The organism is Acetobacter sp. DsW_063, assembly GCF_002153745.1.
Classification (GTDB): Bacteria; Pseudomonadota; Alphaproteobacteria; order Acetobacterales; family Acetobacteraceae; genus Acetobacter.
The window spans coordinates 1-16,825 of record NZ_JOPL01000079.1 but is presented as its reverse complement, the minus strand read 5'-3'; the positions used below and the strand labels follow the sequence as shown (position 1 = coordinate 16,825).

12 protein-coding genes and 1 pseudogene are annotated in these 16,825 nt (G+C 61.1%); 3 read left to right on the top strand and 10 right to left on the bottom strand.

All coding sequences use genetic code 11. From position 1 onward, the window contains the following. Window positions 1-342: 342 nt before the first annotated feature. Window positions 343-1,755 (bottom strand): PLP-dependent aminotransferase family protein, encoded by a 1,413-nt coding sequence (locus HK28_RS10645; protein WP_086644554.1) that lies wholly within the window; start codon window positions 1,753-1,755, stop codon window positions 343-345. Between the two features lie 116 nt (window positions 1,756-1,871). On the opposite strand from HK28_RS10645, the gene HK28_RS10640 reads away from it, so the two are divergent. Beyond that, entirely contained in the window at window positions 1,872-2,732 is an 861-nt protein-coding gene (locus HK28_RS10640) for a DMT family transporter (RefSeq protein ID WP_086644556.1), read from the top strand. A gap of 171 nt (window positions 2,733-2,903) precedes the next feature. Here HK28_RS10640 and HK28_RS10635 read toward each other — a convergent pair whose 3' ends face one another. From HK28_RS10635 to HK28_RS10600, 7 genes are all read right to left on the bottom strand, one after another. Next, a complete protein-coding gene (locus HK28_RS10635) occupies window positions 2,904-3,344 on the bottom strand; it encodes a GNAT family N-acetyltransferase (protein WP_143217405.1) in 441 nt (146 codons plus the stop codon). Next, a complete protein-coding gene (locus HK28_RS10630; protein WP_086644552.1) occupies window positions 3,341-4,780 on the bottom strand; it encodes an APC family permease in 1,440 nt (479 codons plus the stop codon). The genes HK28_RS10635 and HK28_RS10630 overlap by 4 nt, the downstream gene beginning before the upstream one ends. After that, window positions 4,777-5,871, bottom strand: coding sequence for a P1 family peptidase (locus HK28_RS10625; RefSeq protein ID WP_086644551.1), 1,095 nt, complete (start codon window positions 5,869-5,871; stop codon window positions 4,777-4,779). Before HK28_RS10625 ends, HK28_RS10630 begins: the two co-directional genes overlap by 4 nt. Before the next feature lie 257 nt (window positions 5,872-6,128). Beyond that, a complete protein-coding gene (locus tag HK28_RS10620) occupies window positions 6,129-8,300 on the bottom strand; it encodes a PQQ-dependent dehydrogenase, methanol/ethanol family (RefSeq protein WP_158093453.1) in 2,172 nt (723 codons plus the stop codon). A 298-nt stretch (window positions 8,301-8,598) separates the two neighbouring features. After that, window positions 8,599-9,477, bottom strand: coding sequence for a glutathione-dependent disulfide-bond oxidoreductase (gene yghU / locus HK28_RS10615; protein ID WP_086644555.1), 879 nt, complete (start codon window positions 9,475-9,477; stop codon window positions 8,599-8,601). A gap of 325 nt (window positions 9,478-9,802) precedes the next feature. Continuing rightward, entirely contained in the window at window positions 9,803-11,056 is a 1,254-nt protein-coding gene (locus HK28_RS10605; protein ID WP_086644548.1) for an arsenic transporter, read from the bottom strand. After that, entirely contained in the window at window positions 11,053-12,324 is a 1,272-nt protein-coding gene (locus HK28_RS10600) for an MFS transporter (protein WP_086644547.1), read from the bottom strand. Before HK28_RS10600 ends, HK28_RS10605 begins: the two co-directional genes overlap by 4 nt. Window positions 12,325-12,687: 363 nt before the next feature. On the opposite strand from HK28_RS10600, the gene HK28_RS10595 reads away from it, so the two are divergent. Further along, entirely contained in the window at window positions 12,688-14,085 is a 1,398-nt protein-coding gene (locus tag HK28_RS10595; protein WP_086644546.1) for a GntP family permease, read from the top strand. Between the two features lie 123 nt (window positions 14,086-14,208). On the opposite strand, the gene HK28_RS10590 is transcribed toward HK28_RS10595, so the two are convergent. Further along, window positions 14,209-15,669: an aminotransferase class V-fold PLP-dependent enzyme gene (locus HK28_RS10590; protein ID WP_086644545.1), complete on the bottom strand. Its 1,461-nt coding sequence runs from the start codon at window positions 15,667-15,669 to the stop codon at window positions 14,209-14,211. 108 nt (window positions 15,670-15,777) lie between these two features. Between HK28_RS10590 and HK28_RS10585 the strand changes: the two genes are divergently transcribed. Further along, on the top strand, window positions 15,778-16,239 hold the full coding sequence (locus HK28_RS10585; RefSeq protein ID WP_086644544.1) for an Lrp/AsnC family transcriptional regulator: 462 nt from the start codon (window positions 15,778-15,780) through the stop codon (window positions 16,237-16,239). Window positions 16,240-16,514: 275 nt separating this feature from the next. Here the strand turns inward: HK28_RS10585 and HK28_RS14030 are convergent. Beyond that, window positions 16,515-16,825: pseudogene (locus HK28_RS14030) on the bottom strand (hypothetical protein); the annotation flags it as partial.

The following is a 16,825-nucleotide window of genomic DNA, read 5'->3' as shown; positions in this document are numbered from 1 at the left end:
GAATCACACAGAACAGGTCAGAGCCAAGGGGCTTTTCAAACCCTCCACCTGCCTCCTGCACCGTGCCGTCCACGCGAACGCTCTCTACTAGCCATCGCGGGGTAATAACACAAAACCCACATTATCTTCTGAAGAATTACGATTTCGAGATTTGTATCATGGCCTTCGACGGATTTCTCCGATTTTGACCCAATATGGCACTGATCACCCATAGCAGTTCAACGCTGCCATCTATTACCTGTTGGTATAGCTTCCGCCAGCGGACCTACTTCCGCCCGATCATACCTGCTTGCAGGCGTCAGCAGAGATTCCACACCCGCTGTGGGGATGCCCCGACTTTCTTTACTCAGACGCCGCCACCACCACCCAACTCTCCCCAACCGCCCGCCGCAACGCCGCATACACCCCCCGTCCCCCCATCTGCCCGACATTGAACCGCATGGAGTCCGATAGCGTGCGCGACACGCTGAACACGTCCCCCGGCGCCAGCACCAACCTGTCCCGCAGGGCGACGCGGGCGAGCATCGCAGCGTCCACGCCATCCGGCAGCGCGCACCAAAGATAGAACCCGCCGCGCGGCGTCAGATGGGGAACAATTCCGATTTGACCAAGATGTTTCGTCGTCTCGCGTCTGGCCGTGATCAGCCTGCGCCGCAGCGCCTCCATATGCTTGCGGTACCCGCCGTCGCTCAAAATCGACAAAGTCACCTCGGCGGCGACGGGACACACGGCGCTGAAGCAGGTCGCGACCTGCAAATCCGTCAGCGCCTCGATCCACTCCGGCGTGGATACGATATAGCCGCAACGTAAAGAAGCAGACAGGGTCTTGGAAAAGCTGCCTATGCGGATGACGCGCCGCAGACCGTCCAGCGTCGCCAGACGCGGCGACGGTTCAGGTTCGAAATCGGCGAAGATATCGTCCTCCACGACGATCATGTCGTGTTCCGCCGCGATGTTCAGGACACGATGCGCCACGCGCGGCGAGATCGTGGCGCCCGTCGGGTTATGCAGCGCCGAGTTGGTGACGTAGAGCCGGGGCCGCGCCGCCGCCGCAATCTGCGCGAACTGTTCGACGTTCGGCCCGTCCGCCTCATAAGGGACGCCGACCACGTTCGCGCGATGCGCCCGCAAAAGCGCGCGGAAATTGAAGTAACACGGGTCATCGACCAGCACCGTATCGCCCGGACGCAGCAGCAGGCGGCACACAAGGTCCAGCGCCTGCGACCCTGAGCCAATCAGAAGGATCTGGTCCGGCGCGACGGGCAGGTTTTCTGCCGCGAATTGCCGTGCCAGCAACCGCCGCAGTGGCAGGGATCCCCGCGCGGGGCTGTATCCGGCCAGCAGCGCGTCATCCCCGCGCGCCGCAGCCCGCATGGCGCGCCGGATCGCATCGCCCGGCATCCACTCCGCCGGGAGCCAGCCGCAGCCGGGGCGGGGCGTATCCGGCGCCGCGTCCAGCGATTGCCGGGACACCCAGAGCGGGTCGATCTCCCGGTTGAACTGCGGCCCCGCCTCCGTCAGCACGAGTGCGGGGGCCGCGCCTGCGACGTAGAACCCGGAGCCTGCGCGGGCGCGAATGACTCCTTCCGCAACCAGCCGGTCATAGGCTTCGACCACGGTCGAGGGGGACACGCCCATCGCGTCAGCGCAGCGCCGGACCGACGGCAGCCGGTCTCCCACGCCCAGCGCGCCGCCGCTTATGCGCGCGCGTATCGCCGTCACCACGTCCGCCGTGCGGGAGCCTCGCGCCGTCATCGTTTCCAATCCGTATGGTAAAAAGTATCGGTACAGTTCTTTGCTATTGTACTGAACTGTTCCTGTCGCCGCCAGCGCCGGATCGCCTACTGTTCCCGGAAATCGCGGGGGACTTCATGAAGACGTCGACAGAAGGATTCGGCAGCGGGCTGCTGGGCGTCCTGATTTTCAGCGGGTCGCTGCCTGCGACGCGCCTTGCGGTCGCCGGGTTCTCGCCCCTGTTTCTGACGGCGGCGCGCGCGCTGATCGCAGCGGCGCTCGGCGCCTTGCTGCTTGTGGCGCTGCGGGAGCGACGCCCCGCGCGGAGAGACCTGCCGTCGCTGGGCGTCGTGGCGCTGGGTGTGGTCATCGGTTTTCCGCTGCTGACCGCGCTGGCCCTGCGTCATGTCACCTCCGCCCATTCGCTTGTCTTTATCGGTCTGCTGCCGCTTGCGACGGCGCTATTTGGCGTTCTCCGCGGCGGGGAGCGCCCCGGCGCGATCTTCTGGGCGTTCTCCCTTGCTGGGGCTGCGAGTGTTGCGGGCTTTGCGCTGACGCATGGCGGCGGAGGGTCTGTCGCGGGCGACACGCTGATGCTCGCGGCCGTGGCGTTATGTGGACTGGGATATGCGGAGGGAGCAGCACTTTCGCGTCGTCTTGGCGGCTGGCAGGTGATTTCCTGGGCGCTCGTTCTGGCGTCCCCGGCGATGGCGGCGCTCGCCCTCGCCACCGAGCCCGGCGGCTGGGCCGCCATCGGGTCGTCCGCGTGGGTGGGTCTCGCCTATGTTTCGGTGTTCAGCATGCTTGTCGGGTTTATCTTCTGGTATCGCGGGCTTGCGCTCGGCGGCATCGCCAGCGTCGGACAGTTGCAGTTGCTGCAACCGTTTTTCGGCCTGATCCTTGCCCATGCCGTGTTGGGGGAGGCCGTGTCGTGGGCGATGTGCGGCGTCACGATGATCGTCGTCGCCTGTGTGGCTGGCGCGCGGCGTTATGCTTGAACCGGCGTTTGACGTGTGATGGAGAGCGTTGGTTATGTGCCGACGTTCTTCCTTTTCCGACGGGAAAAAGAAGAACGTTTTTCCAGTTCGAGGGCAGACCTGCGCTGGAAAGGATCATTCTGACACAACAGGCGTTCGGCGCATGACGCCTCTCACGCCCACAGCAGGGTCTCAGGGAAACCACCCGTAATACCGGACAAGAAATCCCGCCTGTGGGTGGGGTTCGTCACGCAGCATGGTCAAGCCGTGGCGTTCGTAGAACCGCTGGCCTGCGAGGTTGCTCAATGGCGTGCGCAAGGTGAAGCCGTCCGGCATCAGCGCCTGTGCGTGCCGCAGTAATCTTGCGCCAACGCCCTCGCCCTGTACCGACGGCACCACGAACAACTGATCCACGACGCGTTCTCTTTCGCGCAAGGCGAGAAAGCCCACGATTTTGTCTTCGTTTTCTGCAACCTCGATCAGCCATCCTTCCGACTGAAGCCTGGCGCGCAACGCCTCCACGTCGTGGACCCTCGGCGCGCCGCCGTCCATGCTGATCGTGCTTTCCCGCCATAACGTGGCGATCGCCGTCAAATCGTCCTGCGTCGCCGCCCTGATCTCCGACGCGCTCAACTTTGCGGCCCCTGCATCCGCCACCCGCGACGGCTCAGCACCAGCAGGTAATAGGCTCCGGCTCCCAGCGCCACGAACAGCGTCAGCACCAGACTTGGGCGTCCGACCTGCGCGTCCATCCAGTTCATTCCCGTCACGCCGACCATCGCCAGAAACGCCAGCAGGGGCGGTAGTGGAAATAGCGGCATCCGGTAATGCCCCCCTGCGGTCAGCCCGTTACGCCGCCCGACGATCACCGCCAGACAGAGCGCCATATACATTATCAAAATTCCGCTGCCGGTGATGATCAGCAGCATCTGCTCGCTGATCAGACACGCAGCGCCGGAGAGCGCTCCCGCCACGAACGTCGCGCCCCAGGGGGAGTGGAAGCGCGGATGAATCACCGTCAGACCGTCGCTCAACCGCGCAGGCAGGATGCGGTCGCGCCCGATACTGTAAAGCTGGCGGGAGCACATCAGCAAATTGGCGATCACAGCGTTCAGAATCGCCAACACGAGACAGAAGCTGACCAGAACGTTTGCGACCGGCCCTGCGTAGGACAGAAAGATCACGCCCATCATGTCGTGCGATGAAAAGAACGTTCGCAAATCCGGCGCGCCCAGAAGAACCGCAATGACCGGCACAATCTCGCAGATCACCGTCACCAGCAGCGCGAGCAACACTGTCCGACCGATATGGCGGGACGCGTCATGCGTTTCCTCGCCGAAATACACGGCTGAACCGTAACCGTTGTAGGAGAAGATCGACAGCGACACCGCCATGGCGATCAACGTCGGAGACACTGCGGACAGTGTTCCGGTTGTGTCGAGAAACACCGGATGCAGCACCACTTCGCTCAGCGGCCGCGCGGCATGAAAGAACCCGAGCGCAGCCAGTGCGGCCAGCGCCAGCAACTCGACGGCCAGAAACGCCCCTGTCACCACCGCGCTGGCCCGCAGATGCAGCACGCATACGCCCGCCGCCAGCGCTACCGTCAACACGGCGGCGGCGACCGGCGGCGCACCGGGGATCAGCACGTCAAGATAGACGCCAATCCCCACCGCCATGACCGCTGGGATAGCGATCAGTTGCATCACCCCCACGCCCAGCACGACAAATCCCGCGAACGGGCCAAGGATACGGCCGACGATCGCATATTCGCCGCCGGAAAGCGGAAAAGCCGAAGCCAGTTCGGCGTAGACGAAAGACATACACAGCCCGACCAGCGCGCCTACGGCCATGGCGATCAGCGCGCCAGAGCCACCCGTCGCGAAAATACCCGGCACTATGATGAACACGGAGGACGCCGGAGAGATCGCCGACAGCGTGATCATCAACACGCCGAGCAACCCCATACTGCGCTTCAGCCCGGACGGTTGGCCGCCCGCGCCGTCGACCGGCGCGACCGCGTCGCCTTTTCCCGAAATGGCGGCGTCCGGCGTTGCAAGATCGGTCATGCGGCGCCTCCCGAAGGAACGCAGACCAGTGACTTCAACCGCTCCGGGTCGATCGCCCGCACCAGCCGCCCGCGCCGTCCAACCATCGTCTCCGCGCCAAGCATCGCGTTCAACACCGCTTCCTCCACAGCCTCGACCGCAGCCATGAACACGTCGTCCATCGCCTCGTCACTCAGCGCCTCTATTCGCTTCAACGGCGCGCCCGGAAAGGCGCCTGAGTCGTTAGCCGTGCTGAACGCCAGAAAAATGTCGCCGGAATTATTTCCCGAGGGCGTGCCTCCGCGTCCGATGCCGATGCCGACCCTCTTCGCCACACGCCGCAACTGCGTCGATTCCAGCGGTGCATCGGTTGCAAGGATCACGATGATCGACCCGCGTTCAGATGGCCACAGCGTATCTTCCGGCATGGCGCGCCCTGCCGCCGCGCCGCAAACCGTCAGCCACGACCGCCGCCCGTGATTGGCCTGGACCAGCGCGCCGAGCGTATATTCGCCAGCCTTCGTCCGCACGATCCGCGACGACGTGCCCGTGCCGCCCTTGAACTCATAGGCGATCATCCCCGTCCCACCGCCGACATTCCCTTCCGACACCGGCGTGAAGGCCGGGGAGGCTGCGGCCGCTTCGATCGCAGCCAGAACGTCGACCTCCGTCACATGCTGCCCGGCGATGTCGTTCAGCCACCCGTCGAACGTTTCCCCCACCACAGGGAGGGGCCAGAGGGTCTCTCCCATCACGTCGGGGAACGTCTTCAACATCCATCGCGCCATCGCGTGATGCGCAATGCCCAGCGAACAGGTGTTGGTCAGCGTGATCGGGCCCATGAACCATCCAGCCTCGTCGATCCAGTGACAGCCAGTCAGTTCGCCATTACCGTTCATTGAAAAACTGCCCGCAAGAACGGGGTGCAGCAGATCATCTTCCGCGCGCGGCAGGATCGCCGTCACGCCTGTCCTGATCGCATGCTCGCCTTCACCCGAGATCAGCGTCTTGTAGCCGACCCGCACGCCCGGAACGTCTGTAATCGCATTCAGCGGGCCCGGTGCGCCAGGAAGAGGCAGGGTTAGTTCTCTGGCGCGTGGACGGCTGGGCATTGCAAAATCCGAATAGTGAGCGTGTGCCGGGAGTTAAGGACGCCCTGCCCGGGCGCGCAAGACTGTTACGAATGTGAAGCAACCGCCTGACGCACGATGGACACGGACGAGTTGCTCTATCCTCCCCGGTCTTCGGCTCGCCTCTCCGCACGTCGGATCGAGCCATCGCCGTATTTCCGGAAGCTTACCCACTTACGGCATTTCGTAGCCGCGACCCATTGTTCTGTTGTGCATCTTTTACCCGCCCGCGAGACGCATCAATGGCGCACCGCGACGTGCCCTGTCGCGGCATTTTTCGCTTCGTTCGCCAGATAGGCGTGGATGTCGCCCGCGTCCGATTGTGTCAAGATATCGGAAAAACTCGCCATTCCGGCCGCGGAAAGCGCACCACCAAGAACGATCTGGTCAAACGCGCGATGCGTCGACTCTTGCATCGTCAAAAGATTTGGGGCAATACCGGCCTTTCCAGGAACGTGACATCCCGAACAACGCGCGTAGTCAAAAAGACGGGCTCCGCGCGCAATCATCTCGGGCGAAGTCCTGATTCCAGATGGCGGCGATATCGCGACCACCGAACGATCGACCAACGCCGGGGTCGGCACAGCGCCGCCGTCCAGCGCGAAGACCACAATGCGCCCTGCGTTTCCATAGCGATACCCTGCCGATTTTTCTGGAAACTCCCAGGCGGACGCTCCACCGAGGCCGGCCATAACTGCAATGTACTGCCGTCCGGCGACGGCATAGCTGACAGGCGCGGCCATGATTCCTGTCCCGACGCGAATATGGCTGAGCGGCGCTCCGGTTCTGGCGTCGTATATGTTCAGAAATCCGGTCGCATCCCCTTGCGCCACGATATCGCCGCCCGTCGAAAGCAAGCCTCCGCTTTGCTCGGGATCCGTGCTCGTGACCACGGACCATGCCGCCCGCTGATGGACCGGGTCATAGGCCTGCAACGTATCGTGGCGAATGACCGGGATATCAGCTTCGCCTTTCTGTGCACGGGATATCGCGGCGCGGTCCGTGACATCCATCGAATTGTCCGTGCCGCGATGGTAAGCAAGATCGCGCGACAGTGAAAACACCATCGGGAAATCCAGGGTTGGGATATAAACATATCCCGTCCTGTGGCTATACGACATCGGCCGCCAGTTATGGCCGCCCGCCTCCCCGGGATAAACCAGTTTCGGCTCGCGCGAGTAATCCCCCTGAGCCGTAAACACGGGCCGTCCGGTTTTCATGTCGATATGATCAGCCCAGTTTACGTCGGTATATTTTTCCGCCGAGATCAATTCTCCAGTCGCCCTGTCAAGCACATAAAAAAATCCGTTTTTCGGCGCCTGAACCAAAACTTTCCGCAACTTTCCAGATATCGTCAGATCGAGCAACGTCATCTGCTGCGTCGCGGTAAAATCCCAGCTATCCTTGGGTGTCGTCTGATAATACCATTTCATGCGGCCGGTTTTTGGATTGAGCGCGAGAATCGAAGACACGAACAATGTGTCGCCTCCCCCCGGGCTGCGGACGAACGCCGGATGCGGAGACCCGTTGCCTGTCCCGACATACAGGAGATTCAGCTCCGGATCATACGCCATCGCGTCCCAGGCGGCCCCGCCTCCCCCCACGTCCCAACGACTCTTCGGGCCCCAGGTCGGCGCCGCTATCGCCAGTTCAGGATTCTCCTGCGGTTTGGACGGGTCGGCCGGAACAATGAAGAAGCGCCATGCAAAAGCGCCGGTCTCGGCGTCGAAAGCAGTGAGGTAACCGCGCACGCCCATCTCGGCGCCCCCATTGCCGATGATGACGTTGCCTCCGGCGATCTGCGGCGCGCCGGTACTGGTCAAAAAGCGATCATGGTCGATAATCGTACCGCGAACCCATATTTGTCGCCCGGTCCCGGCGTCCAGCGCAAAGAGCCGTCCGTCGAGCGCTGCGACATAGACCCTGCCTTTCCATACGGCCACGCCACGATTGACAATGTCGCAACACGCCCGCCTGGCCCATCGTCCGTCGACATGTGGATTGAATGTCCATAGCTCGCGCCCCGTCGCCGCATCGAGAGCATAGACCACTCCCCAGTTGCCGGTCGCATACATGACCCCGTCGATCACAACGGGCGACGCCTCCAGACCACGCGTGGTTCCGGTATTGTATTGCCAGGCAAAGCCAAGCCTCTCGGCATTGGAATCATTGATCTGGCTAAGCGGGGAGTAATGATCGGCCGCAAACGTCCGGTTCGTCGCGTACCAGTTTTGCGGTTCGGCATCCGCCTGCGCCATGCGCGCCTCGTCAACCGCGCCAGGCTGCTTCGGAGATGTTGGCTTGAGGCTCTCCGCATGGACCGGATCTCCCGGAATATTTCGCGAAGCGACGCCACATACGGCGAGGAGTATAACAGGCAGGAGCAGCGTGATGCGGCGTGAGATACACATTTCTGTATCGTAATTATGAACGTGATGCTCAGCAAGACGATACCTTGCCCCATATGATTCATCCGGGCGATGGTTCGGATGAATCATATGAGGAAGCCGATTATGGCCTTTGTAAACATGACGGATATTGAAAGCAGGTGAGGCGCCTGTTTCTCTCGACGCCTCAAAAAAAACATCGACATGAATGCCTGAAAATATCCGTAAACAATATTCACATTGCCATATGAAAATTTCTCAGCATTCGGATTCCCGACCACAGGTGCAATCGAAAATCCGAAATTTCTTCAAATATAAAACTTCAGGATTTCTTGACCAATCGATCCTGAGTTTTGGTCTCGAAATCCGAAGCGTCATGCCGTTCATGGAGCTGACTGGCCGGTTCTCCGAATACACGGTTGACCATGCGTCCACGCTGTACTGCAGGCCGCTCCAGCAGCCGATCCGCCCAGGCTTTGAGGTGGGGATAGTCCTGTACGCTCAGGAACGTGGCGGCGTCATTATAAAGCCAACCTTCCACCAGCCCGCCATACCACGGAAAGATCGCCATATCGGCAATAGTATACTCATCGCCCGCAATGAAAGGACTCTCCGCAAGGCGCCGGTCGAGCACGTCCAGTTGGCGTTTGGCCTCCATAGAAAAACGATTTATCGCGTATTCTATTTTTTCTGGCGCGTACGCGTAAAAGTGCCCAAAACCGCCGCCGATGTAGGGCGCACTTCCCACCTGCCAGAAAAGCCAGTTGAGGCATGCTGTCCGGTGGGCGACATCTTTCGGGATGAACGCCCCAAATTTTTCCGCCAGATACAGTAAGATAGAGCCGGACTCAAAAACGGCTATCGACTGTTCATGACTACGATCGACAAGCGCCGGAATTTTGGAATTCGGATTAATTTCCGTGAAACCTGAGCCGAATTGATCGCCATCACCAATACGGATGAGCCAGGCGTCATATTCCGCCTGCTTGTGCCCTGCGGCCAGCAGCTCTTCGAGCAGGATTGTGACCTTCACACCGTTGGGCGTACCCAAAGAGTAGAGCTGAAGGGGGTGTTTGCCCACAGGAAGCGGCTTGTCATGGGTAGCCCCCGCTGTCGGACGGTTTGTGCTGGAAGCTTTTCCGCCATCAGGCGCTGTCCACGTCCAGACTTTAGGAGGCACGTAGTCCGATGGTCCGGTCATCATGATATCCCTTTTGACAATGCTGAGAACTGGTCCGACACAAGGTCCCGTGCGCGTCTTCGTCTATAAGACTGTTGAGTCGCCGCCCGTTCCTGATGGCACGATCCCGGTCAGCAGCCGAGCGAACGTCCATCATCTTCATGATGCGCGCAAGCGCCAGGTCGACATTCACCCGGCCAGCCCACGCCTTTCATGACAAGCGCCGTCCTTTCGGACCACTCTGCACAGATATGCCCGCACTTGCTTAACGATCAGCGACGCTAAAAGATTGACCGTCCAGACGAGCGTCCGCGTCTCGAATATTTCGCGCAGCCTCATGGCGCCATTACCCGATCAAAAGTCGCGCACAAAGCGCCGGGAACAGCGCAACAGGCATTGCCACAGCCCCTACCTTCAGGAATTGCAAAAACCCGACATTTTCGCCGCCGCGACGGATCACCTGCAGCCAGAGAATTGTGGCCAGGGACCCCGTAACGGAGAGATTTGGACCGAGATCGACCCCGACCAACAGATTGTCCACCACCAGCCGCGACGCGTGAGCCTGTGCTATTGCCTCACTCGCGATCAACCCGGCCGGCAGATTGTTTATGATGTTCGAGACAACCGCCAGAATGGCGCCGGAACCAAACGCCCCAATCGCAGGGGCAGTGTTCGCGGCCTCCTGAAGCCAGAGGGCAATCTGCCTGACCAGCCCGGTACTTTCGATCGCTCCCACCTGAACGAACAATCCGGCCACAAGCGGTAGAACGCCCCAGGAAATTTCCCGCAGGAGCGTTAGCGGCGAAAACCGGGCTATCGCGGACACTCCCAGAGCCGTCGCAACGCCCGCAAACGCCGTAGGCATTCCAAGAGGCTGGTCGAAAGCGGATACCGTCACGAGGAGTAACGCCGTCAGGACAATGCCACCAAGGGCCGCCTTGCCACCCAAGGTAAGTCGCACCGTTTCGACCCGAGAAGCGCACGGCGGTCTCAGGCGCTTCAACTCCATCAGACGCACCACGAAATATGTCGTCGAGATCGCGATCAATGACGGCAACGCGAATGAAGCCATCCACGATCCAAGAGCCGGGAGTGCGCCATTATAAAGGACCAGATTAGCCGGGTTCGACACGGGCAGGACAAAGCTGGCGGCATTGGCGACGAGCGCACATGCGAACAGCATCGGAAGCGGATCAGCTTCCGCCTTGGTCGCCGCCGCGAGCACCGCAGGCGTCAGGACAACAGCCGTTGCGTCGTTGGACATGAATGTCGTCACAACGACGCCAGCAAGATACACCACCGTAAACAGTCTGACCGTAGAACCCGCGGCGTGATTGACGGCCCAGGTTGCAATCCAGTCGAAGAGGCCGTTCGCCCGTGCCGTTTCGCTCAGCAGCATCATGCCCGTCAGGAAGAGGTATACGTCTCCCCCCTTCCAAATGCCGGCGCAGGCCTTGGACAGCGGCGACAGTCCCGTGAGCACCAGCAGGGCCGCCCCCGCCACTGCCCATACCCATTCCGCGACCCGAAACGGCCGGACAATAATGCCTGCGGTTGTCATTACGGCGATCGCCCAGATCGCTCCATGGTGAAACGTCATGCAGGGACTCCGTCAGCGGAGCGCATTGTCGAAGCCGCGCAGATCCATAGCCCCAGCGACATGATTGCAAAACAGCCCAGAGTATAAAAAGCTGCGGAATAACCGAGGTCCTCGGCAAGCCAACCACCCAGCGCAGGAGAAAGGCTTGCTCCCACTCCCTGCGCAGTCATGACGACGCCCTGCCCGACATTGATCCGCCCGGTTCCGCTAAGAAGACGCGCCACCAGCCCGGGCACGGCGACGCTCTGGAGGCCGGCGCCGATTCCGTCAAGAAATTGTACGGGCCACACGCCCCAGTGCTGAATGAAACTCCCCGCGACCACGGCGCGTAACGGCAAGGCCGCAAACGATATGAGCAATACGATCCAGTAGCCACGTTCCCTGACGAAGCGTATTGCCAAAAGACTAGCGATGATCATCACGGCCTGAGCAACCATTACTGTCGTCGCGGTGAACATTGCCGGATCGCCTTTGCCTGCGCTGACGACCGCCATGCCGTAAAGCGGCAGCATTGCAGCATTACCAAGATGGAAGAAGCAAAGACACGCCGCCAGTATTAGGACGGGCTTATGCCGTAGAAACGACCTCAATCCCTCGATCTCACCATCCTCATGATTCTCATGATTCTCATTAGTCTGCAGCCCACGTGCAGCATTATGGTCGATGGACTTCTCCGGGATCGTGAGGACAGCCGCAATGGCGAACAGGCCAAACGCGACTTCGAGGCAGAAAATCGCTGACAGACCAAAACGCCAGCCCAGCCAGCCGGAAAGCCCGGCCCCAACCATGTTACCAGCATGGTTCCACGCCTGATTACGACCTATCTGCACACCGAACCCTTTCTGGCGCACAATCCCAAGCGTTACGCCCGTCATCAGAGGGCCGATCCCGGCGCCAGCCAAAGCCGTCGCAAGCTGGCTGATCGTCACGACAAACGCCGATTGCGAACTCAATAAAAGGAGCGAGGCGGAAATGGCGCATAACGCCGCCACGATGACGAGCAAACGTTTTTTCGTGGTATGGTCGACGAGCGCACCGGCCGGAATGGTTGCGATCATTCCGGCAATGCCGCCCGCAGTCATGACAGATCCGATTGGTCCTGTCCGCCAGCCATGGTGCTGAAGAAAGACCCCCAGGAAAGGGCCTATACCCGCCTGGACATCGGCCATGAAAAAATTCAGTGCGCATAGTGCGAACAACGCGCGGTTCAGGCTCGGGGAATAAAGATTACCATCAATGCTAACAGAGACAGGGGCGTTCTTTGTCATCGGGCTCTCTTCATCAGCCGCAATGCTTAACCGCTCTCTGGCCGATAAGTTACGAAAACATTTTTCGTTCGTCGCTTTTTTAGCTGGCGCCGGATCAGCTCATCGTGGGCGCCGCCGTGTACGGATGAGGGGACGAACAGAATGCCGTCTGCTGCAGAAAAAACATACGAAAAGCCAAACATTCACCGGGCGAAGGCGCGAACGATTGTATTCGCAAGCGTTGAACCGCCACGAGAAATCTCGTGCGACGAGAACGGGCGGACCTCCACCATGAAGGAACGCCAGTTCTCACGAGATGATGATCCCCACCTCCTGCCAAGGCGTGCTTCATGACGGGTCAAAGATACAAACGAGGCCAAACCCTTGCATCATCTAACGGCGTGGACCGCCAACGACACCGGCGTCATCATCTCCTGCGCGCTCGCCCTGCTGGTCATCGTTCTGACGATCAGTCTGGCAAAATTGCCTCCATTTCTCGCGATCCTGCTGGGCGCCATCGTTTTCAGCGCCACGGCGGGTCTCGACACAGCGAAAGCCATCGCATCCTTTCAGGCAGGAGCAGGTCATTTACTGGGGGACAGTGGCCTCATCATCGCGCTGGGCGCGCTTCTGGGCGGGATGGTGGCGGGCAGCGGCGCCGCCGAACGATTGGTGACGGCGCTCCTGAGTCCGGGCGGCCACCCCCTTTCCGCGCGCGCGCTTCCGTGGTGCGTGGCCGCCGCCGCCATGCTGGTGGGGTTGCCGCTGTTTTTCGAAGTCGGGCTGGTGATCATGCTTCCGCTCGTCCTCGGCATCGCCCGAACCGCGCGTCAACCGGTGCTGCGTATCGCTATTCCCGCCCTTGCGGGCATGACCGTACTCCACGCGCTGGTCCCGCCGCATCCGGGGCCTCTCATCGCCATATCCGCCCTGCACGCCTCGCTGGGAACGACCTTGCTGCTTGGACTGGCAATAGCTGTCCCGGCCGTCGTTCTCGCAGGGCCAGTGTACGGAAATTTCCTTTCCGTCCAGCCAGAATACCGAACCATCTCCACGCCGACGCCAACGAGTTTGTCTTCTCCCGGCGACGTGCCGCAGGGACGGCAGCCCTCTCTGCTCGCCGCCGCGATGACGATCATGCTTCCTGTCGCGCTGATGCTGGCGCGCACGGCGTCGGAGTTATGCCTGCCCCAGAACGGTATGGCTGCACATATTCTCGACACTGTTGGCGAGCCCTTTATGGCGCTCCTGCTTTCAGTATTCTTTGCTGTAATCGTTCTCGGATGGCTGCGCCGCCAGCCGCGTCGTGAAACAGGCCGCATGTTGCATGACAGTCTGCCGCCGCTCGCCGTGCTTCTGCTGACCATCGGCGCCGGGGGCGGGTTAAAGCAGGTTCTGCTCAGCGGAGGGATCGCCGAGACGATCAGTAAAATCGCGGAATCTTCGCCTTTACCTCTCGTCATTCTGGCGTGGCTGATCGCGGTCTGCCTTCGTCAGGCGACGGGATCTGCGACAGTCGCGACTTCAACGACCGCAGGGCTCATGGCTCCGCTTCTCGCGACAATGGGGCTTTCGTCCCCACAGACATCACTCATCGCGCTTTCAATCGGAGCAGGTTCCGTTTTCTTCTGCCACGTCAACGATGCCGGTTTTTGGATGGTTCACGAACTGTTCGGCCTGACGCTGAAACAGACCGTGATGGTCTGGTCGGTTCTCCAGACGATCGTATCCCTGACCGGGCTGGCACTATGCAGCGCGATCTGGGTCTTTCTGGCGTCATAATAGACAAAACGAACGTTACGAGGCGGATTCCGCCTCTCTCGCTTTGCAAAATCCTTTTCGCGAACACTGTGGTTTTCTTCGTCTGCGACCGGAGCGCAGAGTCTCCCCTGCTACGCGAGCGCCTCAGGCGGCCAATGGCGTAAAGCGAGCCGTACTCTTGTCGCAGTGATACAGGGTTGCGATTTCTGCGGCGTCCCGCGCCAGTTCGTCCACGGCGCCAATGATGAACTGCGCCTTCTGGTCGTTGAGAAGCACGCTCAGATTCAGGCGCGTCCAACCCGGTTTTTCAATTTCTTCACCGCTTAGAATTGAATTTCTTAATTCCACAGAATGTTCACGCCCTATGCCGAGCAAATCGTGCGCGTACGGTCCCGCGCAGGCGCAACCGCCGCGCGCCTGCACGCCGTAGCGATCGGACAGCATGCGCGTGAAAAGCTGCTGATGGATAAATCCATCTCCCTGCTTATCGCGCACCCTGATGGAGAATATCGGTAATGCACGCGCCGCCGCGCTGTTACCCAGAATTTCGATCCGGTCGTTACGTCGCCAATACTGCAGCGCGCGTTCGCGCAACTGCGCATGGCGAGCGTCCATTCTGGCCTGACCGATGGCGTCCTTGACCAGAAAGGCCAGCGCGGCGCGGATATCGCCGATCACGTTCGGCGTGCCGGATTCCTCGCGGCTGATGACATTCGCCGAATAATCATGTCCCCATGGCGAGACGAAGCGCACGGTGCCGCCGCCGGGGCAGACCGGCCGTTCAAGCGTGACGGCCCGCCTGCGCACGACCAGCACGCCGGAAGCGCCCGGCCCGCCGAGAAATTTGTGCGGTGAAATAACGATCGCGTCTTTCTGGAATTCCGTTCCTGCACGCATGTCCACAGACAGGTAAGGACCGCCTCCCGCGTAGTCCCACATCACAGCCGCTCCGTGGCGCCGCAGCATGGCGCTGACAGCGTCCACGTCGGTCATGACGCCGGTGACGTTCGACGCCGCCGAGAACGCGCCGACCTTCAGCCGCTCCGGTCCAGCCGCCCTAAGCGCCGCCTCAAGGACGCCAAGATCCGGTCCTCCCTGAGCGGCTTCAGCGATGGTCACGATCTCAGCTCCGGACTCGCGCCAGGGCAAGATGTTTGAGTGGTGCTCATACGGGCCGATAAAAACGACCGGGCGAGATGTCCCTTCGCGCATGGCCGAACCCACACCCAGCAGTTCCACCAGCCGGTTGATCCCCGCAGTAGCGCCGGAACCCACGAAGATTGTTGCGTAATCGTCCGTCGCCCCACACTGGGCGGCAATAATCCTGCGCGCAGCTTCCCGAGTGCGCGTCATGTACATGCCGCAGAACGAGGCCTCGGTGTGGCTGTTCGCGTAATAGGGCAGGACATGCTCGAGAATAAAATCCTCGACCTGCCGCAGGGAGCGGCCGGAGGCGACGTAATCTGCGTACACCAGAGGATGGACGCCGAAAGGTCCCGGGACCGGAGCGCCCTCACCGATCAATCCTTCGCGCAATGCAGACAAAACGTCGCCTGTGGCGAGAGAGGCTTCGAAACGGTCGAACGGCGCACGATCGGCAATCATGGTTTTGGCTCACCTGAATGATGTCATGGTGATTCGACCACGATCGACGCGCGAATTCCAACTCATATTCTGCTTTGAAACACAAATTTTGTTGTCATATGATCTGACATGGCCGCTGATCTTGATCATATCGATCGCGCATTGCTTCGCGCATTGCAAAAAGACTCTTCCCTCTCTCAACGCGCCCTCGCGGACGTTGTCGGACTGTCGCAGAACGCCTGCTGGCGACGTCTTTCGGCGCTGCGCGAAAAGGGGTTTCTCGACAGGCAAACCCTGCGGATCGACCCGGCGGCGCTCGGGCTCGGGCTGGTCGTGTTCGTCATGGTGCGCACCCGCCACCACGACCAGCACTGGCTGCAACGATTTCGGGCGCTCGTGCTCGGCCTTCCGAACGTGACCGATTTCCACCGGATCGCCGGAGATTACGATTACATGCTCAAGATCGTGGCGAAGGACATGAACGCTTTTGACACGGTCTACCGGCAGTTGATCGAGAAGATCGATCTGGACACGGTCACATCCTACATCTCGATGGAGACAATCGCCGACAGCCGGGACTTGCCCGTGTGACGTCGCGCATACGCCGCCATCCATAATAATCGCGCGTCTACGGCTTTCTTGCGCTTTATCGCTCGCCCGCTGCCGCAGTTTGCGCGCGGCCACGTCAGGCACACGTTCTTCGACGTCCGCGACACTGGTAGCGCCGCAACAACCGAACGAGGTTAATCCGTCACCGAGACCGCCTCCGTTCCAGCATGCCTCGCGCGAAAGCCACACGTCAGAACGTTATGGTCGGGGCGCCCTGCCCCAGTTCGACGAAACCTCCGAACGGCGATCATGCCCCCCTACCGCAACAAGCCCCTGACAACGACGCGCAGCCGGTCCCCAAGTCCCCGCTCCTGCCCCATTTGGACTGAATCACGCCGCAGGTCGCGGGCGGCCAGCGCCGCAGGCAGGGACGCCAGTCGCAGGGCGTGACGTTGCGACCCTGTGCTGCGCCGGGAGCCCAAGTCCCCTGACGGCAACAACGCCGCCCCCTCCGTGCGCAAGGAAGCGGCGAGAAGCGCCAGCCGCTTCGGCTCGAGTTTCGCGAGCCCGGCGCGATCTTCAGGATCGAGGCCGGCGGCAACCAGCGCCTCGGACGGTAGCGCTGGCC

Coding starts and splice junctions, on each gene's coding strand:
- HK28_RS10645 (WP_086644554.1), bottom strand. CDS start 1,755: ATGACGGCGCGAGGCTCCCGCACGGCGGACGTGGTGACGGCGATACGC.
- HK28_RS10640 (WP_086644556.1), top strand. CDS start 1,872: ATGAAGACGTCGACAGAAGGATTCGGCAGCGGGCTGCTGGGCGTCCTG.
- HK28_RS10630 (WP_086644552.1), bottom strand. CDS start 4,780: ATGACCGATCTTGCAACGCCGGACGCCGCCATTTCGGGAAAAGGCGAC.
- HK28_RS10625 (WP_086644551.1), bottom strand. CDS start 5,871: ATGCCCAGCCGTCCACGCGCCAGAGAACTAACCCTGCCTCTTCCTGGC.
- HK28_RS10620 (WP_158093453.1), bottom strand. CDS start 8,300: ATGTGTATCTCACGCCGCATCACGCTGCTCCTGCCTGTTATACTCCTC.
- yghU (WP_086644555.1), bottom strand. CDS start 9,477: ATGACCGGACCATCGGACTACGTGCCTCCTAAAGTCTGGACGTGGACA.
- HK28_RS10605 (WP_086644548.1), bottom strand. CDS start 11,056: ATGACGTTTCACCATGGAGCGATCTGGGCGATCGCCGTAATGACAACC.
- HK28_RS10600 (WP_086644547.1), bottom strand. CDS start 12,324: ATGACAAAGAACGCCCCTGTCTCTGTTAGCATTGATGGTAATCTTTAT.
- HK28_RS10590 (WP_086644545.1), bottom strand. CDS start 15,669: ATGATTGCCGATCGTGCGCCGTTCGACCGTTTCGAAGCCTCTCTCGCC.
- HK28_RS10585 (WP_086644544.1), top strand. CDS start 15,778: ATGGCCGCTGATCTTGATCATATCGATCGCGCATTGCTTCGCGCATTG.